At 60.8% G+C, this 18,221-nt stretch carries 18 protein-coding genes; 9 read left to right on the plus strand and 9 right to left on the minus strand.

Annotated features, from left to right (window positions below):
• Positions 1–4: 4 nt before the first annotated feature.
• A complete protein-coding gene (locus EOW68_RS05290) occupies positions 5–2,503 on the minus strand; it encodes a bacterio-opsin activator domain-containing protein (RefSeq protein WP_128224116.1) in 2,499 nt (832 codons plus the stop codon).
• Positions 2,504–2,825: 322 nt separating this feature from the next.
• Between EOW68_RS05290 and EOW68_RS05295 the strand changes: the two genes are divergently transcribed.
• On the plus strand, positions 2,826–3,833 hold the full coding sequence (locus EOW68_RS05295) for a hypothetical protein (RefSeq protein ID WP_431358757.1): 1,008 nt from the start codon (positions 2,826–2,828) through the stop codon (positions 3,831–3,833).
• Here EOW68_RS05295 and EOW68_RS05300 read toward each other — a convergent pair whose 3' ends face one another.
• Both EOW68_RS05300 and EOW68_RS05305 read right to left on the minus strand, forming a co-directional pair.
• Positions 3,834–4,424, minus strand: a complete 591-nt coding sequence (locus tag EOW68_RS05300) for a hypothetical protein (RefSeq protein ID WP_128224117.1) — start codon at positions 4,422–4,424, stop codon at positions 3,834–3,836.
• A gap of 245 nt (positions 4,425–4,669) precedes the next feature.
• Positions 4,670–4,882 carry a DUF1328 family protein gene (locus tag EOW68_RS05305; RefSeq protein ID WP_128224240.1) on the minus strand — a complete coding sequence of 71 codons (213 nt, stop codon included), beginning with the start codon at positions 4,880–4,882 and terminating at the stop codon, positions 4,670–4,672.
• Between the two features lie 288 nt (positions 4,883–5,170).
• Here EOW68_RS05305 and EOW68_RS05310 point away from each other — a divergent pair, with 288 nt between their 5' ends.
• The 5 genes from EOW68_RS05310 to cutA all read left to right on the plus strand — a co-directional run bounded on the left by EOW68_RS05310 (position 5,171) and on the right by cutA (position 7,575).
• Positions 5,171–5,590, plus strand: coding sequence for a hypothetical protein (locus EOW68_RS05310; RefSeq protein WP_128224118.1), 420 nt, complete (start codon positions 5,171–5,173; stop codon positions 5,588–5,590).
• Positions 5,591–5,696: 106 nt separating this feature from the next.
• Entirely contained in the window at positions 5,697–5,951 is a 255-nt protein-coding gene (locus tag EOW68_RS05315) for an HAH_0734 family protein (RefSeq protein ID WP_128224119.1), read from the plus strand.
• A gap of 44 nt (positions 5,952–5,995) precedes the next feature.
• The gene (sppA, locus tag EOW68_RS05320; protein WP_128224120.1) at positions 5,996–6,988 is read left to right on the plus strand and encodes a signal peptide peptidase SppA; all 993 of its coding nucleotides are present in this window, start codon (positions 5,996–5,998) and stop codon (positions 6,986–6,988) included.
• Positions 6,989–7,061: 73 nt separating this feature from the next.
• Complete coding sequence (locus tag EOW68_RS05325) at positions 7,062–7,247, plus strand: HEWD family protein (protein ID WP_128224121.1); 186 nt, start codon at positions 7,062–7,064, stop codon at positions 7,245–7,247.
• A gap of 7 nt (positions 7,248–7,254) precedes the next feature.
• Positions 7,255–7,575: a divalent-cation tolerance protein CutA gene (gene cutA, locus EOW68_RS05330; RefSeq protein WP_128224122.1), complete on the plus strand. Its 321-nt coding sequence runs from the start codon at positions 7,255–7,257 to the stop codon at positions 7,573–7,575.
• A 1-nt stretch (position 7,576) separates the two neighbouring features.
• Here cutA and EOW68_RS05335 read toward each other — a convergent pair whose 3' ends face one another.
• The 5 genes from EOW68_RS05335 to EOW68_RS05355 form a co-directional block, all read right to left on the minus strand.
• Positions 7,577–8,632 carry a DUF7973 family transport facilitator gene (locus tag EOW68_RS05335; protein WP_128224123.1) on the minus strand — a complete coding sequence of 352 codons (1,056 nt, stop codon included), beginning with the start codon at positions 8,630–8,632 and terminating at the stop codon, positions 7,577–7,579.
• A gap of 166 nt (positions 8,633–8,798) precedes the next feature.
• Positions 8,799–9,380, minus strand: coding sequence for a DUF2150 family protein (locus EOW68_RS05340; RefSeq protein ID WP_128224124.1), 582 nt, complete (start codon positions 9,378–9,380; stop codon positions 8,799–8,801).
• Positions 9,381–9,440: 60 nt separating this feature from the next.
• The gene (locus EOW68_RS05345; RefSeq protein ID WP_128224125.1) at positions 9,441–10,493 is read right to left on the minus strand and encodes a saccharopine dehydrogenase family protein; all 1,053 of its coding nucleotides are present in this window, start codon (positions 10,491–10,493) and stop codon (positions 9,441–9,443) included.
• Positions 10,494–10,545: 52 nt separating this feature from the next.
• Entirely contained in the window at positions 10,546–11,013 is a 468-nt protein-coding gene (locus EOW68_RS05350; protein WP_128224126.1) for a YbaK/EbsC family protein, read from the minus strand.
• Positions 11,014–11,015: 2 nt separating this feature from the next.
• A complete protein-coding gene (locus tag EOW68_RS05355) occupies positions 11,016–11,573 on the minus strand; it encodes a response regulator (protein WP_128224127.1) in 558 nt (185 codons plus the stop codon).
• A gap of 179 nt (positions 11,574–11,752) precedes the next feature.
• Between EOW68_RS05355 and EOW68_RS18500 the strand changes: the two genes are divergently transcribed.
• Positions 11,753–12,274 carry an archaellin/type IV pilin N-terminal domain-containing protein gene (locus tag EOW68_RS18500; protein WP_431358758.1) on the plus strand — a complete coding sequence of 174 codons (522 nt, stop codon included), beginning with the start codon at positions 11,753–11,755 and terminating at the stop codon, positions 12,272–12,274.
• A gap of 32 nt (positions 12,275–12,306) precedes the next feature.
• Here the strand turns inward: EOW68_RS18500 and EOW68_RS05360 are convergent, their stop codons facing one another.
• On the minus strand, positions 12,307–13,764 hold the full coding sequence (locus EOW68_RS05360; RefSeq protein ID WP_128224128.1) for an RtcB family protein: 1,458 nt from the start codon (positions 13,762–13,764) through the stop codon (positions 12,307–12,309).
• Positions 13,765–13,878: 114 nt separating this feature from the next.
• Here EOW68_RS05360 and EOW68_RS05365 point away from each other — a divergent pair, with 114 nt between their 5' ends.
• Positions 13,879–15,312 (plus strand): NAD(P)H-hydrate dehydratase, encoded by a 1,434-nt coding sequence (locus tag EOW68_RS05365; RefSeq protein WP_128224129.1) that lies wholly within the window; start codon positions 13,879–13,881, stop codon positions 15,310–15,312.
• A 51-nt stretch (positions 15,313–15,363) separates the two neighbouring features.
• Positions 15,364–18,207, plus strand: a complete 2,844-nt coding sequence (locus EOW68_RS05370) for a DEAD/DEAH box helicase (RefSeq protein WP_128224130.1) — start codon at positions 15,364–15,366, stop codon at positions 18,205–18,207.
• Positions 18,208–18,221 lie beyond the last annotated feature (14 nt).

Consider the following 18,221-nt stretch of genomic DNA (forward strand, 5'->3'; position numbering starts at 1 on the left):
ATCGCTACTCGTCGAAAAGGAGTGAAAACAGTTTCCGCTCCGTCGTTCGCAGATGACGGTTGAAGGTTGGCTGTGTAATACCGAGCGATTCGGCGACCTCCTCACCAGTACTGGCCCGGGGCCACTCGAAGTAGCCACTGAGATACGCTGTCCGGAGCGCCTCGTGTTGCCGGTCGGTGAGTGTCTCCGAAACGGACCCCGGAAGTTCACCTGGCCCGCCCCTGCCCGATACCCGCTCCGTGCGTGTTCGGAGTTCGACGTTTGCGTACCGCGTTTCGAGTGCCTCGATCACCTGTCTGACGTCTGCAGATCGTGGCAGAACGGCAGTTAGTTCGATGCCATCGGCGTCGGCGCGGAGCCGTTCGACATCTGCACTGTAATCGGCGAGGCGGTCGATGACGGTCCGATCTGTCACTGTCACAGCCGAGCGCGGATCGTCAGCGTCACCGAGTGCTCGGACAGCCTCGACGGAGAGTACGGCCTCTGTCAGTCCAGTCGGATCAGCGTCAGCGGTGAGATACAGAATCGATCCGTCGCCATCGCCTGGAACGACCCCTTCGATTTCGATCGGCTCCCCGAGTGCAGTCGCGATACGTGAGGAGAGCGTCTCTGGATCCACAATCTGCAGCCCCAGTTCGACCTGTGACTCGCTTTGCAGCGAGCGTTTCGTTTCGAGACTGTTGATCGCGTTCCCGATCGTCTCACCGAGATCGTCGAGGAGTTCACCGAGGATGTCGTCGAATGCTCTGGGTTGATTCGCGTACACGGATAACACACCGTAGGAGAGATCGTTGTACTGGATCGGGACACTCGCAATCGACTGGAACCCACGCACGAGTGCGCGCTCACGCCAGTCCGATTCGTGGAGGCCAGCAGAAACGTTGGAGACGATAGCCTGTGAGCCGGACCCGAGGACGCGCAGCGTTGGCTCGGCGTTCTCCCCAGTCGGAGTCTCTCTGGGATCAGTACCGATCACCGACAGCTCGTCGAGATAGCCATCACTATCGCCGGCCAGGGCAACTGTGTTCAGGCCCCCGTCACTCCGGTAGGTTTCACCGAACCAGGCGAAGGAAATCCTGTCAGAACCAGCCAGATGGTCGCAGACTGCCGCCGCAATGTCACCCAGTGAGTCAGCTTCGACCAGCGCCCCGTTGATCTGTCGGAGCAGGTCGTTGAACTCCCGGGCCCGTTCGAGCTGGGTGTTCTGCTCGGCGAGCGCCTCACGACGCCGGGAGAGTTCGGCCTCGCGCTCGACCCGACCCAGCGCAGCGACCGCATTTGCGGCGAGGAGTTCTACGGATTCCGTGGCGCTGTTCGGGGAGGTATGGGCGCCGAACTCGATCTGCAACAATCCATACTCCTCCAGGGATGCAAACAGTGTATCCTCGGCTGTCGAGCCGTCGTCGTCACGCTGGATCACTCGACCAGTCGGTTGCGTACCGGAGTCGTCGATCTGTTGATTGTCGGAATCGGGTAGCTCGCCGTCCCCCTTGCTGACGACAGCTGTCCCTGTTGCGAAGGCCTCCCACTCGTCTGTCCCAGGGCCGGCGGGCGCGGACTCCGTGCCCACAGCAGCCACGGGAACGAGTCGGGAGTGTTCCGTGTCGAAACTGTATGCAACGACCGTGGCATCGGGCCAGACAGTCTGGGCGACGTCGACGATCGTTTCGGCGACTGTCTCCGTATCCTCCGCTCGGAGTAACGTTCGAGCCGATTTGTTCAGCGCGCCGAGCGTGTGCTCGTGTTGGCGACGCTCCCGGATATCCCGAAACACACCGACACGCCGTCGATCCCCGTTTGCGAACTCGACTGTCGAGAACCGTGTCTCGATCGGGATCGACTCACCGGACGCGCTCTGAATCGACGACTCGATCAACCCCACGTCGGAGTCACGTAGCTGTTCGATGATTTCAGTCGCCATCGAGAGCGTCTCGTCACCTGCCAGCTTCGAGGCGTGCGAGCCGACGAGTTCGTCCCGGCTGTAGCCCGTGATATCCGCGACTGCGTCGTTGATCGAGGTGATGACGAACGCCTCGTCGAGCGTGTACACGCCGTCTTCGAGTGTATCCAGTGTCTGTCGTGTTCGCTTCAGTTCGCGTGCGAGCCCGGTGTACTCCGTCACGTCCCATAGCTGGAGAACAGCCACATCCCCGATCGGCAGTGCACGGACCACGAGTCGTTCGTCCGGTTTACCAGTGAGTTCGTGGTCGACCGGCTCCCCGGTCTCGAAGGCCTCTCTGGTGGTGGCTGTTATCTGGTCGACGATGTCGCTGTGAAGCACCGCCTGCTCGTGGTCCGGACGGTCCACGACGAGCTCGGAAAGTCGTCCAGTAATCCCGGAAGCCCCGATTACGGTAAGCGACGAATCGACGACGAGAAACCCGGTCGTTCCGGGCCGAAAGTTATCTGCAATCTCACCATCTAGCTCGAACGCTTCTGTCAGCGAGCCCCCGTCCTCGGCTTCCGATCCCGGCGACTCATTCTGACGAGACTCCTCTGACACACCCCGGTATTCTCGTTGCAACTGAATAAAGTTCTCTCTACGTACACGAATCAGTGATAGTACTAGATCTCTATATATCACGGTGACAGGACAGGTGGTGATCTTCAACAGTACGACTCGACAGACACTGTTTCCAACGTGACTCTACTAGCATCCCCGTAGTTAGTAGGACAGACTTATCGCCGATAGTATCTCTAATCGCCATACTGCAGATGTTCAATAATATTACCATATTGGACATGAAATTCACGCAACCATACTTTTTATCACGGAATGAAATACGAACAAAAGTATTAAGAGTGGTAAGAGTTGACTAATCTCTATGGCACACAGGCTGGGTCACACCGTTACGCCACACGGGACCGAAATCACGGCCGGTACTGCTGCGGAGTATGCACAGTCGATCAAGACAGTAACCCTTCCGGGATCAGTCGAGCGGATCGCAGACGAGTACGACGATGTCGTGGGTGACCGCGATCGGTTCCTCTGGAAGTGGATTCATAATCTGTTCGACGAGTTCACACTCTCGTCGGTTGCCACGGACAGAGCAGATCTGGTCCGGAACCAGAAGACCCTGCTGACGATTTTCATCACGACACTCGACGACCTGGCCGAGTTAGACGGTGATAGCGAGACGTTCGACCGGGCGCGGCGGATCCCGTTCCGCGCACCCGGAGAGACCGTGAGTGGCGAGGGCGACAACGTGGAGATCGTCGACTTTCTCGTCGATCTCTGGGACGGCATCGAAGCGGAACTCGAAACGGCACCGCGGTACGAGGAGTTCGCGAGGATCTTCGAGTACGATTTCAGACAGACAGTCAACGCGATGGATTACTCCGGGTTGCTGAACGACAACCCGGTGGCGGCAAATCGGGCGGAAGCCGAACGGTACGACGCCTACAACATGGCAGTCTTCCCGTACGCGTGCGTGGACCTGATGTACTCGCCGACGTTCAACGCCCGCGAACTCGGCACACTCCGGAGCCTGCTCTGTGAACTCCAGCAGATGGCACGCATCGGCAACTGGATCACAACCTGGGAACGCGAACTGGCCGAAGGCGACGTCAGTTCCGGAATCGCCGTCTGTGCACTCAAGCGGGGCGTCATCACACCCGCGGAAGTCACGGACCCCAATCAGGCGACTGTCGACCGGCTGGTCGACCGCATCAAATCACACGGGATCGAAGCCGAGTTCATGCGGGAGTGGGAGATCCGGTCGCGAGCAGTGCGCAAACGAACCGGCGAACTCGACAGCGTCGACGCCGAAGCGATGGTCGATGGCTTCGAGACTGTCATGGACCACCACCTGACCAGTGACGGCTTCAAGTAGTCAGGTCGAGTACTGTTTCAGCTTCGACTCGGAGACGATCTCGTGGATCTTGCGGGCCGCCGGTTTCGAGACGAGATGGACGAGATAGAGCAGCCACTGGTCGTCTCGACGGTACCGCGGTTCGATCTGGTACTCGATTCCGTCCTCCCCTCCTGCGGCGGCGTCGAACAGCGACCGAACCGACTGGACACCGCGCTGGGCATTGTAATTTCGCTTACTTACGTGTCCAACCGGGTGCCGGATCCAGTTATCCTCGACGTGGGCGTAGACGTCGACTCCATTCCGATCTCGGAGTTCGTGTAACACGACGTGGAGTTGCTCGTCGGCGAACGTGGAGTCACGGTACACCCACGAGCCGTCCGAAATGTTCCCGTCGAACCGTATCTTCAGCGATGAAACCGGTGTTCGTTGAAACCCCATCCGCGGGAGTCTGCGTTCGAGTTTCTCCTGTGTTTCGGACACTGTCGCGACGTACTCGTCTTCGGTCGTTTGACTCAACGCGTACACGTCGGTAGCAGATTTGAATAGCCTGTGAAAGTACGGCCAGACGAACCCTCGGATACTGTTGAGACCCTCGCTTGCAGCGGACATTATATTCACTCAGTGATGGATAGGAATATGTACTTCGACTATTCAAAAAAAATAGTATCTATCGCACTGAAAGTGAATACCGTCTTCGCCGTTCGGAGTCGATCACGACACCAGCGCCAGTCCGATAGAAGCAGTTACTGATCCGCGGACTGCTCGGTTCGACATCTGCGGAGCGGTCTACACTCACCGAGGGCGAAATCAGCAGTTGTTCCGAACGGTTCCTCCGGCTGGTCGCCGACAGGCTGTTATAAGACAAATGAGACTATCGCCAGGACGACGAAGATGATCACGAGCCACTTGGCAATACTCATACTGATACCTGCGACGCCACTTGCCCCGAGCACTGCAGCGACAAGTGCAAGTACCAGGAATAGGATCGCCAGTCCGATCAAATCCCCGCCGAACTGCTGCAGCGGTGCAAGCTCCAGTATCGTCGCTGCAGTACTCTGTCCGGCCATGGCGAACTGTGTGAATGCCATACCACCACACGGGGCTACGCGTGCATAGTTACCTGCTACATATTATTTAGCCCACACGGTAAGTTCGTGATATCGATCTTGGTTTATAAACTATTTAAAATAGATAAAAAATGATTCGGCAACGAGCAGTGTCTGGACCAATCGGGACCCATCGCCGTCAGTACGCCCGGAGAAGTGGGAGACCATTCCCGTTCAGCAGCATTCGTCTGTGATACTCGGGCCGGAGCGTTGAAATATGCCGACCTTACCAGTAGATATGTAGGTAGTATGGGCCCAATCGAGGTTGTCATCGCTGTGGCGATTCTCTCTGCAACGATCGGGGTAGGAATAACGATCCACGAACTCTCACACGCGGCAGTGCTCAGATTTCTCGGTGTCCCGTACGAGATCCGATGGCTCCCGGAAACAGAGGAGGGTCGGTTTCACAGTGCAGTAACAGCCTCCTGGGCGACCGTTACTCCACAGCAGATCCCAGATGACGTGTCTTCGTACGGCATTCGACTCGCCGCGATTGCACCGCTGGCGCTCACACTGCCCGTCGTGCTGGGTGCTGCGGGCATTCTCCCGAACCCACTGGCGTCGGGCGACGCGTACGGAGCCGCTGTGACGATCGCCTGGCTCGGCTGTGCGCTTCCGAGCCCACAGGATTTCTCCGTATTCTGGTACGCAGACCGAGCGCTCGCCTGACCGCTCGCCGCGGACCCAGCGCCGCTACAGCAGTCACCCCGGACCCAGCGACGTTCAGTCGGGTTCCTCCGAAGTCGTTAAGAAACTCTCCCCCGAAACGAGAGGTATGCAAAAGCTCATCATCCGCGGCGATCCCGGCATCCGGAAAGGAGCAGTCATCGAGTACGATGGCTCGGAGTACGTCTGTTTCGGGATCAACAAACAGTTCGAGTGGAACGGCCCCGAAGAGATGCAGCTCTGGTGTACCATCGGCGACGCAGACGAGAAAGAAACCTACGAGCGGCGTGAGTACATCCCGATGCATCTCGACGTCGACTCGGCCGACGCCGAGGAGATTACGGTCGTCGAAGCTGCGGCCTGACCGCAGGTAACGTCTTTTTTATTTTTCGCGGCCGACACACAAGCATGGGTACATTCAATAACATCCTCCGGGCTCTCGTCTTCAGTCTGGTCGCCGCCGTCGGCGTTGTCGCCGGCTGGCTCCTGTTTTTCGAACTCCCGGAATCGTTAGTCGAGTTGTTCGGCATCGTTTTCGTGGTCCTGTTGCTCCCGGTCGTACTGCGGGCGGCGAGCGCGGTTGCAGCCTCGGTTGCACCCGAATACAACGTCGCCGAGGTCGCGGTCAAAGGACAGATCAAGCGCAACAAGAGCGGCTCGATCGGCTCGCCGCCTATCGGTGCCGGTGCGGACGACATCGTCGAGCAGATCGACCGTGCTGATGCGGACAGCAACGCAGAGGCACTCCTCGTCCGGCTCAACACACCCGGTGGTGAGATCGTCCCGAGCGAGGATATCAAACTCGCAGCGGAGCGATTCGACGGCCCGACAATCGCCTACACGACTGATACCTGTGCGAGTGGTGGCTACGAGATCGCGAGCGGCTGTGACGAAATCTGGGCCAGAGAGGGCTCTATCGTCGGCTCGATCGGTGTCATCGGCTCGCGGGTGACGGCAGGGGAACTGGCCGACAGACTCGGGCTGGAGTACGAACAGCTGACTGCCGGCAAATACAAAGACGCCGGCGTCCCGCTGAAGGACCTCGAAGAGCACGAGCGCGAGTATCTCCAGGGAATTATCGACGACTACTACGACCAGTTCGTCTCGAACGTCGCAAAGCGGCGCGAACTCGGCCGCGAGGAGATCGAAGCCACAGAAGCCCGCGTCTATCTCGGCACGGAAGCCGCGGAGAACGGTCTGGTCGACGAACTCGGCACGCGCGAAGACGTCGAACAGCGGGTCGAAGAGCAGATCGGACAGGACGTCACAGTCCGGGAGTTCGAACCCGAACAGGGGATCGCCCAGCGGCTCAGTCTCGGTGCGCAACGGCTGGCCTACGCATTCGGGTCCGGCATCGCAGGCACAGTCACCGGTGAGAACAGCCGGTTCAAGTTCCGATGACGATAAATTAGGGGCAGCAGCCGGTCTGGTTCCAACCGACGGTCTAATAATTCTCCACGTCATTCCGTCAGGTATGGTAACTATCAACCCCCCAACGGAGCGGAGCTGCGAGCGGTGCGGACGGGAGGATATGTGGGACGCCGAAAAACAGACGTTCGTCGCGAAAACGGACAACGGTGCCTCTGAACGGGGTAATCCGCACTGCCTCCACGAGTGGGACATCAACGGCAAATACAATCCACTCCAGCCAGAATCCTGACGGAGAGATGCCGACTGTTTTTATCACCGCACCGCCCGACGCTGCCGACGCACTCGCAACGACACTGGTCGAAGAACGTCTGGCGGCCTGTGTCAACCGGGTGACCTGTGACTCGGTGTATCGCTGGGACGGAGAGATCCACGACGACGAGGAGGTCATTCTACTCGCCAAGACCACGGCGGACCGGTACGAGGATCTCCGGGATCGAGTCGAACAGCTCCACCCCTACGACGTGCCGTGTATCGAACGGTTCGACGAAGACGATATTCTCCCAGCGTTCGCCGACTGGCGGGCGGATGCTACCTCAAATCGGAAAAAGTACGACTGATCTAGAGACCTGGATACGGGACCGGTCCAGCCTCGAAGACACCACCTGTCACGAGCGCAGCGAGCAGGAGGCTGGTGACGAGAATCGAGACGAAGGCGGGGTCGAAATGCGTGTCAGCGTGAGCGTACAGCACTCGCTGGGCGAGTTCTCCGATCAGCGCTGCGAGGAGGCCAAACACTCCTGCAACGACCAGCCCGACGACAGGCTCGGCATCGACAGCGAGTGCGGCGATACTCGCGGGCAGCGCCATGTGGTGTGTCACCGGCAGTGAGAATGCACCGAGGGAGAGAAAGAGGAGACTCGCCAGTGTGATCCCGAAGGCGAGAAAGACGCTACCAGTCGCGAGTGCAATGTATCCCGCACCGATCCCGACAGCGACGCCGAGGACGGCGACGTTTTGCCACTCGTAGTGGTCGGGTAGCCACGGCTCGACGACGTGGCGGCCGCCGGTCCCCTGTGCGGTCTCGTTGTCCGCGTCGCCCCAGTACTGACTGTCCTCGAACGGCGACATATCGAGCACTGACCGGTCCAGATCCCGGAGCCGTCCAAGCAGCGGATAGCCGAGCGCGAGTCGGTGGACCAGGGCCGAGAGAACGACAGCCAGGGCGATCGGATCGAGTGGCAGTTCGAGTCCAGCAGCGACCCTGGCGACGAGAACACTGAACAGTCCGAACGCGCCACCGACGAGCAGGACGGGTGGTGTGCTCGGCAGCGGTTTCGCGATCTGTTTCGCCTGGTGGTACCGGAAACTGGTATCGAACGTCTCCTTCCGGCCCGCGTAGGCAGCAGCCGCGACGCCACCGGCGAAGGCGACGTGTGGACCAAACACCGGTCCGAGGCCGACAGCGCCAGTGATCCCCGTGCTTTCGAGCGGTGCTGCAGCGACCTCGAAGACACCCAGAGAGCCCGAGTTCCCCGGAAAGCCGCCAGCCGCCTCGCCGACGACGATGGTGATCCCTGCCAGACTGAGCGCTGGAAGCGCGCCGATCGCGGCACCGATCATCCCGCCAGCCACGCCAGCGAGGACGACACCGACGGTCAGTTCCGAGAAGACCATTGTGATGCAAGCAGCCGCGTTGTCCGTCGGATTTCAACTATGCTCTGCGTTCTATCCCGTTGCACCTGTCGCATTATACCCTTCTTGTGTCCAGGTGGCTCATAGTTGTGACGCTGCGATTTCGGGCAATGAGAATGCGGGCAGAGAGGCCGGCGGAAAAATAGGGTTACTCGTCGTCTTCTTCGACGACTTCGGGATCACGCATCGCCGTCTGGAGACTGTCGATTCCGTTGACCCATTCGGCGACGAGTCCGAATTCGAGATCGTCCGCCATCCCGATATCCAGCTCGGCACCGTCGATCACGAGCGTGCCAGCCTGGACACAGTAGCCGAGCGCTGCATCGAGATCCTCGTTGGCTTCCGCCTCTGCTGCGGCCTCGATGTACTCGTCGATTGAGCCCTCGTCCGCTGGACCGCCGACGACGAACTCTTCGGCAGCGTAGAAGACACACATCAGAGACGTCTGGACGCCGTCGATTAGCATCCCTTTTTCTTCGTTGTCGAACTCGACTTCCGAGAGGACGACCTCCTGCATATCTTCGAGTTCGCCGAGTGCACGCTCTTCGTCGAGGACGCCGTCGTCGAAGTCAGTGATGATTTTTGCGACTGCGATTGCAGTATCGTCCTGCAGATTCAACAGCAGTCGTGCCGAGTCTTCTTCTTCAGGATCGATCTCTTCCTCCCGGAGTCGGCCGATCCAGTTTTGCCAGCGTTCGTCAGTGTAGTATTCCCCTGGCTCGTTGCTCATACACATCGGTACGTCCCTCTTGGGTTATTACTTTCGACCCGTCGGTTCTCGCCGAAACAGTCAGGCCGCGTCGTCCTCGTCGAAAAAGCCCTCGACGTCGTCCAGTTCGAGCACGAAATCCGGATCGAACGCCGACGCTGGTGTCTGGTAGCCGATCGGGACCTCCCCTGTCTCGTCCAGGCGAGCCACCGCTGTCGTCGCGGCATCGACGGTGAGGGCGTACGGCTCCGGCGTCCGGAGGCGGGTCGTGACTGTTCGCTCACCGTCGCTCGCTTCGCCCCAGATCAGCGCCCGTCCGTGTTCGCGCTGCTGTTCCGATGGACCACTGGCGACTGTCCGGGCAGCCCACTGGAGACCTTCCTTGATCGGTCCGACATCGAGCAGCGACGTTGCGGGCGCACTCAGTCGGAGCGCGCGTGCGACAGAGTTGGACATCGGCGCGTACACCTCGATATTTTCAATGCCAGTCGTGTAGTACGCCGTCGAGACATCACCCCATGGGATCCGAACGGCGTTGCGGGGCCCCTCACCGAAGTCGATCGTCCGGCGACTGGAGGCAACGGGAACTTCGACCAGTTGGCCATCGCGTCGGATTTTCCCGCTACCGTCTGCCAGCTCGAGCGCCGAGGCGGCCGTCCCGCCCGAGATCGTACCGAGCGCATCGAATCCGAGCCGAAGCTCGGTTGCCTCGGGGTGTCTCTCGTGGAGATGTCCGGCCACACAGTCGGTCGGAACCACATCGAAGCCGATACCCGGGAGGAGCATGCAGCCGGCCTTTTCGGCCTCGCGGTCACGCTCGGCGAGCTCCTCGAAGACGGGGAACTCGCCGGTGATGTCGAGGTAGTGGGTGCCCGTTTCCAGACAGGCATCCACGAGCGGGCCGTAGGTTTTGACGAAGGGGCCGGCGCAGTTGAGCAGGATATCGATATCGTCGAGATGGTCGACAGCGTCGGCGACTTCGAACACCCGGGTGTCGGCACCCAGCATCGCACCCAGCCCGCGGGTTTTGGTCCCGTTGCGGCCAGCCAGGACGACATCGAGGTCGCGGTCGACTGTTTCCCGCGCGATCAACTCTCCGGTGTAGCCGTACGCCCCGTAGATGAGGATGCTCATAGCTGTGGTATGCAGCTATACTGTCATTAATGGATCGTATTCTGGTGGACTGTCACTCGACAACATCCGCGACTGTCGCCTCGGAACACACTACGAGCGTCTCGGGTGCGATCGGGAAGACAGCGTTCGGGGACCCTGCCGCAGCCCAGACCGTCTCGAACTCCGTGAGCGTCTCGTCGAGATAGACGGGGACAGACTCGTCGTGACAGAACGGCGGAATGCCACCGATCTCGTAGCCGAGCGTCGCCTCGATTTCGTCAGGGTCGGCCATTCGCGCGGTGTGAACACCCCGAAGCGTCGCGAGTTTTCGCGTATCGACGGTATTCGCGCCGCTCGTGACGACGACGAGTAACTGATCGGCCATAAATACGAGTGAACTCGCTATCTGGGCCGTGTCACAGCCGATGGCGTCGGCAGCGTCGGCGGCCGTCTCCGTTCCCGCTGGAAACTCCTCGATCGAAAGATCGAGATCGTGGGTTCGTTTCGCCCGGTCTTCGAACTGTCTGGTACCCTCGTCCATAGTTATAGATACAGATCGACCTGTTCGATATTCAGTGTGTCCTCCATCTCCTGAATCTCCGCCTCTAGCTGCTCGATATCTGCTTCGAGACGCTGGTATTTCTCACTCTCTGCGAGTTCTCGTCCGGAGAGTTCGACTTCCAGTACGTTCCGTTTGAGTTTCAGCGAACTCAGTTCCTGCATCTGCTCGTTGTACTCCGAGATCGTCAACGCCCGTTCGACAACCGCGATCAACTGATCCCTGTCGACTGGTTTGACGACGTAGTCGTCGAGATCCATATCAGCGATCTCGAAATCCGGATCGACAGCTGTGAGCATGACGACCCGACAGTCGAGCCCCCGTTTGCGGATCTCCGTTAACACTTCGTCACCGGTCATCCCCGGCATTCGACGGTCGAGCAACACGACGTCGGTCTCCTCGTCGACGGTCTGAAGGGCTGTTTCACCGCTGAGCGCGATCTCCGTCTCGTAATCACCGCTCAGTCGGAGGTCGTACGTGTTGGCGACTCGCTCTTCGTCGTCCACTATCAGGACCTGCGGGAGATCCGTCGCAGATGTCACACGTACACCTCAGCATCGGGTCCAATTATAATCATACGGTTTCAGGCCGGCACAGGACAGTGATCTGATAGTATCCTCCTGAGTGATAATCTGACTGATTCCATACGTAAGATAGATAATTAGTCTATATTACAGCTATTCGAATCACATTTATTTGCGTGTCTGCTACTCGAACACAGATGGGTATAACAGCTGCATCCCGGTCCCGCGCAGTATCCGAACTGCTCGGAGTCGTCGTTCTCATCGGGATGACGCTTCTCGTAACAGTCGCACTCGGAGCAGGCGTGATGCTTATCTCACAGCAAGAAGCAGATCAGACAGCGGACATCGGGTTCACACATCTCGGTGACCGGCTAGTTATCAACTACAACGACGGGACGGATCGGCCGGCCGGCAGGCTCTACGTCGACGGACCGGAGAACAACGTCTCCTGGGCGGAGCTCTCCGACGACCTCGGCCCGGAGGGGATGGTCGAGCAAGGCGCCTTCCTCGAAGTCGGGCCAGAAACCGCCTACGGCTCGGGGGTCAGTGAAGAGGCGACGTTCGATATCGTCTACTTCACGGGGTCAGGGGAGCGGTTCGTCCTCGCAACCTGGAACGAAGTCGACGAGGAGGCCGACACCCCTACCGGCCCGGACGGACCCGGAGGACCCGATGGTCCGGACGGTCCAGGAGGACCGGAGGAACCTGAGAGTCCGTGAGGCTGTGACACAGGTCGGTGGAACTGGGCTGTTCAACCCTTGATGTTACAGACTGGATACGTGCGGGCGACACGGTCACCGATCCCGAGTGCGTCGGAAACTCCCACGACCTCGTCGACGTCCTTGTAGACGCCAGGGGCTTCCTCGGCGACAGTCGCGCCGCTTTCTGCTTTGACGTAGATGTGGTCCTGTTCTCTCAGGTCGTCCATCACGTCCTCGCCCCAGAACTCGTTTTTCGCCTGTGTACGTGACATGAGCCGCCCCGCGCCGTGGGCTGTCGAGCCGAAGGTCTCCGACAGGGAGTTCTCCCCACCGCGCAGGACGTAACTGCCCGCGCCCATACTCCCGGGGATGATGATCGGCTGTCCGACGTCACGGTAGACCGGTGGCAGTTCGGGACGGCCTGCGGGGAACGCCCGCGTCGCGCCCTTCCGGTGGACGAACACCTCCTTGTCTGTGCCGTCGATGTCGTGAGTCTCCTTCTTTGCGATGTTGTGTGCCACGTCGTAGAGCAGTTCCATCCCCATCTCCTCGTGGTGTCGGTCGAAGACGTCGGCGAAAACCTCGCGAGTCTGGTGCATGATGAGCTGGCGGTTCACCCACGCGAAGTTGATCGCGGCACACATCGCACCGTAGTAATCCTCGGCCAACTGTGAGCCGGCGGGTGCAGCGGCGAGTTCCTTGTCGGGAAGCTGGTTCAACAGTCCCTGATGGGTCTGCTCGATCTCGCGAAGGTAGTCCGTACAGACCTGATGGCCCAGTCCGCGGGAGCCACAGTGAATCAGCACGACGATCTGGTCTTCTTCGAGGCCGAACTCTGTCGCGACGCCCTCGCGGAAGATATCGGTCACGCGCTGGACTTCGAGGAAGTGGTTCCCGCTGCCGAGGCTGCCGACCTGGTTTCGCCCGCGGTCTTTGGCCTTCTGGGAGACTTTCGACGGGTCGGCCTCCGGACGGAATCCCTCGTCCTCGCAGTGTGCGAGATCCGACTCGATCCCGTGGCCGTTCTCGACGGCCCACTCGACGCCACGGCGGAGAATCTCGTCGACCGGGGCGTCCTGGATGACGCCGCCGCCACCGAGTCCCGTCGGGACGGCATCGAAGAGGGCGTTTACCAGTTCTTCCTCGTGGCCCTGGAGATCGCTGTACGTGAGATCCGTTTTCAGCATTCGCACGCCACAGTTGATGTCGTAGCCCACAGCTCCAGGGCTGATACAGCCGTTTTCGGCGTTGATCGCTGCAACCCCGCCGACCGGGAAGCCGTAGCCCTGGTGTCCGTCGGGCATGCAGACGGCGTACTTCTCGATACCGGGGAGGTGGGTCGTGTTTTTCAACTGCTCCAGCGTCTTGTCCTGTTTGATCTCCTCCAGTAGTGTCTCGCTGGCGAGCACGCGGGCCGGGACGCGCATCTGGCCCTCCTGTGGGATCTCCCAGACGTACTCGCGTACCTGTTCGAGTGTAACCTCGCCAGCGTCGAACGTTTTGGTCATGCCTGTTACTCCACCGGGCGCAGGCAAGAAAGGTTCGGAGCGACCGGCCGAGCAGCGGGCCGACGGATCGGGGAGTGCGCCACAGTTATTGGAGAGACAGTCGAAGATGTGGATATGATTACAGGATCCGAAATGGCGGTCGTCGACGAGAACACCGCCGCCCTCGGCGTGTCACAGAAACAGTTGATGGAATCCAGTGGCAACGCGGTCGCCGAGACGGTCCGAGCGGTCGCCGACCAGGGTGACTCGATCACGATCATCGCCGGTCGGGGGAACAACGGTGGCGACGCCTTCGTCGCTGCTCGCTTTCTCGAGGAGTTCGACGTGCAGGTCTTTCTGCTCGGTCGGGCAGATGCGATCGGAACCGAAATCGCCCGTGAAAACTGGGATGCACTCGAACTTGCAGACTGCGAGCGTCACGAGATCACCGACTCGACAGCACTCGACCGGGGCGAGTCGGAACTCGTCGTCGACGCGATGCTCGGGACCGGGATCAGCGGTCGACTCCGCGAACCAGCGGCGACAGCAGCCGAGATAATCAACGATGCAGACGCGACTGTCGTCTCTGTCGACGTCCCCTCGGGGATGAACGGGGAGACGGGGGAGTGTCCGCCCGGCACTGTCGACCCGGACCACATCGTCACCTTCCACGAGGCAAAACCGGGACTCGACGACCTCGATGCCGAGGTGACGGTCGCGGATATCGGCATCCCGGACGCTGCAGAGGCGTTCGTCGAACGCGGTGATCTGCAGCGCATTACACGACGGCCGGACAGCCACAAGGGGGATCACGGCGAGGTGCTCGTCATCGGTGGTGGTCCCTACACCGGGGCGCCAGCGCTCGCCGCCCAGGCCGCACTCCGGGCAGGGGCCGATCTGGTTCGTGTCACCTGCCCCACCTCCGTCGCCCACGAGGTCCAGGGTTACAGCGAGAATCTGATCCTCCGGCCGGTCGAGGGCCGGGAGCTGATCCCCGGCCACGTCGGCCAGGTCATGGAGTTTGCCGCCCAGCACGACACGCTGGTGATCGGTCCGGGCCTGGGCGCGAACGAGGCGACGCTCGAAGCCGCTGAGGCAATCTTGAAAGGGTTCGACGGCACTGCCGTCGTCGACGCGGATCCACTCCAGATCGTGCCAGGGCTGGAAACAGAGGCGACGCTGATCTGTACGCCCCACCAGGGCGAACTGGTGAAGATGGGTGGCCCGGAACACGATGACTGGCGCGAGCGCAAAGCGGCGGTCGCCGACTTTGCGGGAGAACTGGGGCACACACTGCTCGTCAAGGGGATGTACGATATTCTCTCGAACGGGGAGCGAACGCGAGTGAACCGGACCGGGAATCCGGGAATGACCGTCGGCGGAACCGGCGATATCCTCGCTGGTGTCACCGGAGCGCTCGCCGCCGTGCAGGAGCCGATCCACGCAGCCGGACTCGGAGCCTACGTGACGGGCCGGGCTGGCGATATCGTCGCCGACGAGCGAGGCCACGGGCTGGTCGCGACGGATCTCATCGACGCGATCCCGGCTGCGATGCGCCGGGAATCGTAATCGAAGGACTGCTCCGACGAGCTTAATCGGCAGAAGACCAACTAATGGGTGATGAGCGATGGCGAGTTGCGCCACGGGGCAGCTGCGTTCGCGAACCTCGGCAACGAACTCCGCGAGGCCCTCTCCGAACGCGGATTCGACGCACCGACGGAGCCACAGCGCCGCGCGTTGCCCGCGCTCTCCGCCGGGAAGAACGTCCTCGCCATCGCACCAACGGGCAGCGGCAAGACCGAGACCGCAATGTTGCCCGTTTTCGACGCCCTCGTCGGGGAGGAACGGTTCGGGATCGGCGCGCTCTACATTACACCGCTACGGGCGCTGAACCGCGACATGCGCGAGCGCCTGGAGTGGTGGGGCGAGACGCTCGACCTCGATATCGATGTCCGCCACGGCGATACGACCGACTACCAGCGCCAGAAACAGGCCAACGATCCGCCGGACGTGCTCGTGACCACACCCGAGACGCTGCAGGCGATGCTCACGGGCAAGAAGCTTCGAGTCGCGCTCGAAGACGTCGAGCACGTCGTCGTCGACGAGATCCACGAACTCGCAGTGTCGAAACGTGGGGCACAGCTCGCGATCGGTCTCGAACGACTCCGGGAACTCGCAGGCCCATTCCAGCGGATCGGTCTCTCCGCGACGGTCCACGACCCCGAGGAGATCGGCCGGCTGCTGACCGGTGATCGACCGTTCGAGGTCGCCGAAGTGGCTGTCGGCAGCGCACTCGATGTGACTGTTCGCTCCCCGACACTCGAAGAGACGGATCGGCAGATCGCACAGGAGCTGGTGACCGAGCCCGAGATTGCGAGTCACGTCCGGGTCATCGACGAGATTGTCTCCGAAAACGACGCGACGCTAGTGTTCGTCAACACCCGACAGACGGCGGAAGCACTCGGCTCCCGGCTCAAGGAGTACGGTACCGACGTCGGTGTCCACCACGGCTCGCTCGCCAAGGAGTCCCGTATCGAGATCGAGTCGGATTTCAAGCAGGGTGAACTCGACGCTTTGCTCTGTACGTCCTCGATGGAGCTGGGAATCGACGTGGGCCACGTCGACCACGTCGTCCAGTACAACAGCCCGCGGCAGGTCGCACGCCTGCTCCAGCGGATCGGCCGGGCTGGCCACCGCGAGGGCAGCATTTCTGAGGGGACGATCGTCGCCAGCCATCCCGACGACGTGCTGGAGTCGATGGTGATCGCCCGCCGCGCGAAGGGGGGTGACGTCGAGCCGGCAGCCCTCCACTACGGCAGTCTCGACACGGTCGCAAACCAGATCGCGGGACTCGTCATGGACGACGGCGAGATACAGGCTGCCAGAGCGTACGAAATCGTCACCAGAGCCTACCCCTTCCAGGATCTCGAACGGGAGCAGTTCAAACAGATTATCCGGGAACTCGCGGACAATCGGGTGCTCTGGCTCGAAGAGGACGAGGACCGACTGGAGAAACGCCGTGGGACCTGGCAGTACTTCTACCGAAATCTCTCGATGATTCCAGACGAGGCGACCTACGACGTGGAGGATGTCGCCAGCGGGAAACAGGTCGGAACACTCGACGAACGGTTCGTCGTCAACTTCGCCGAACCCGGCGAAATATTCATCCAGCGCGGCGAGATGTGGCGGATCACCGAACTCGACGACGAAGAGGAGGTCGTCACAGTCTCGCCGATCGAAGACCCAGCAGGTGAGGTGCCATCCTGGAGCGGGCAGGAGATCCCGGTCCCCAGAGAGGTGGCACAGGGTGTCGGTGAACTCCGCGACGTGGCGGGCCACCAACTGGACTCTGGTGCGGACTCCGAGGCAGTCGCTCGTGACCTCCAACGGCGGTACGACTTCGAGACCGAGACGATCGTTGCCGGACTTGAGCAACTCGAAGACCACGCGACGACCGGTCACCCCCTCGCGACTGCCGATCGGATTCTCGTCGAGTTCAGTGCCGGATCGATCGTCGTCAACGCCTGTTTCGGACACAAGATAAACGAGACGCTCGGCCGCGTCCTCGCGGCCCTGCTCGGGCAACAGACCGGCTCCAGTGTCGGAATGGAGATCGATCCCTACCGGATCGAACTCGACGTGCCCCACGGGATCGCTGCGACCGACGTCGTCCAGGTACTCGAAGAAACAGATCCCGACCACGTGCGTGGACTGATCGAACTCAGTCTGAAAAACGCAGACGCGCTCAAGTTCAAACTCGCACAGGTCGCGACGACTTTCGGCGCGCTCAAGCGGTGGCAGGGCTCTGGAAGCGCTCGCTTTGGAAAGCGTCGTCTGCTCGAAGCACTGGCGGAGACACCGATCTACGAGGAAGCGCTCCGGGAGCTGATTCACGAGGAACTCTCGATCGGGGGTACGAGCGACGTACTGGAAGCAATCCAGTCCGAGGAGATCGACATCGAGACTGTCGGCGAACATACGCCACTTGGAACTGGCGGCAGAGGGTCGGGCACGGAGCTTTTGACGCCGGAAAACGCCGACGCGAGCGTGATCAAGACGGTCAAAGAGCGCTTACAGAACGACCGGGTGATCCTGTTCTGTCTGCACTGTCAGGACTGGCAACGGACGAAAGCGGTCAACCGGGTCGACGACCAGCCTGCCTGTCCGAACTGCGAGTCGACCCAGGTTGCCGCGCTCAATCCCTGGGACGAGGAGACGATCACAGCAGTACGAGCCGAACAGAAGGACGACGAACAGGAGAAACGTACAGAGCGTGCCTACCAGGCCGCGAGTCTCGTCCAGAGCCACGGCAAGCGGGCAGTGATCGCACTCGCTGCACGGGGTGTGGGGCCGCACAACGCTGCCAGGATTATAAACAAACTGCGGGAGAACGAAGACGAGTTCTACCGAGATATTCTCACGCGTGAACGTGAGTACGCCAGGACGCGGTCGTTCTGGGAGTAGTCGGTGGCGAGGGA

It is taken from the genome of Halovenus amylolytica, assembly GCA_004015825.1.
GTDB lineage: Archaea > Halobacteriota > Halobacteria > Halobacteriales > Haloarculaceae > Halovenus > Halovenus amylolytica.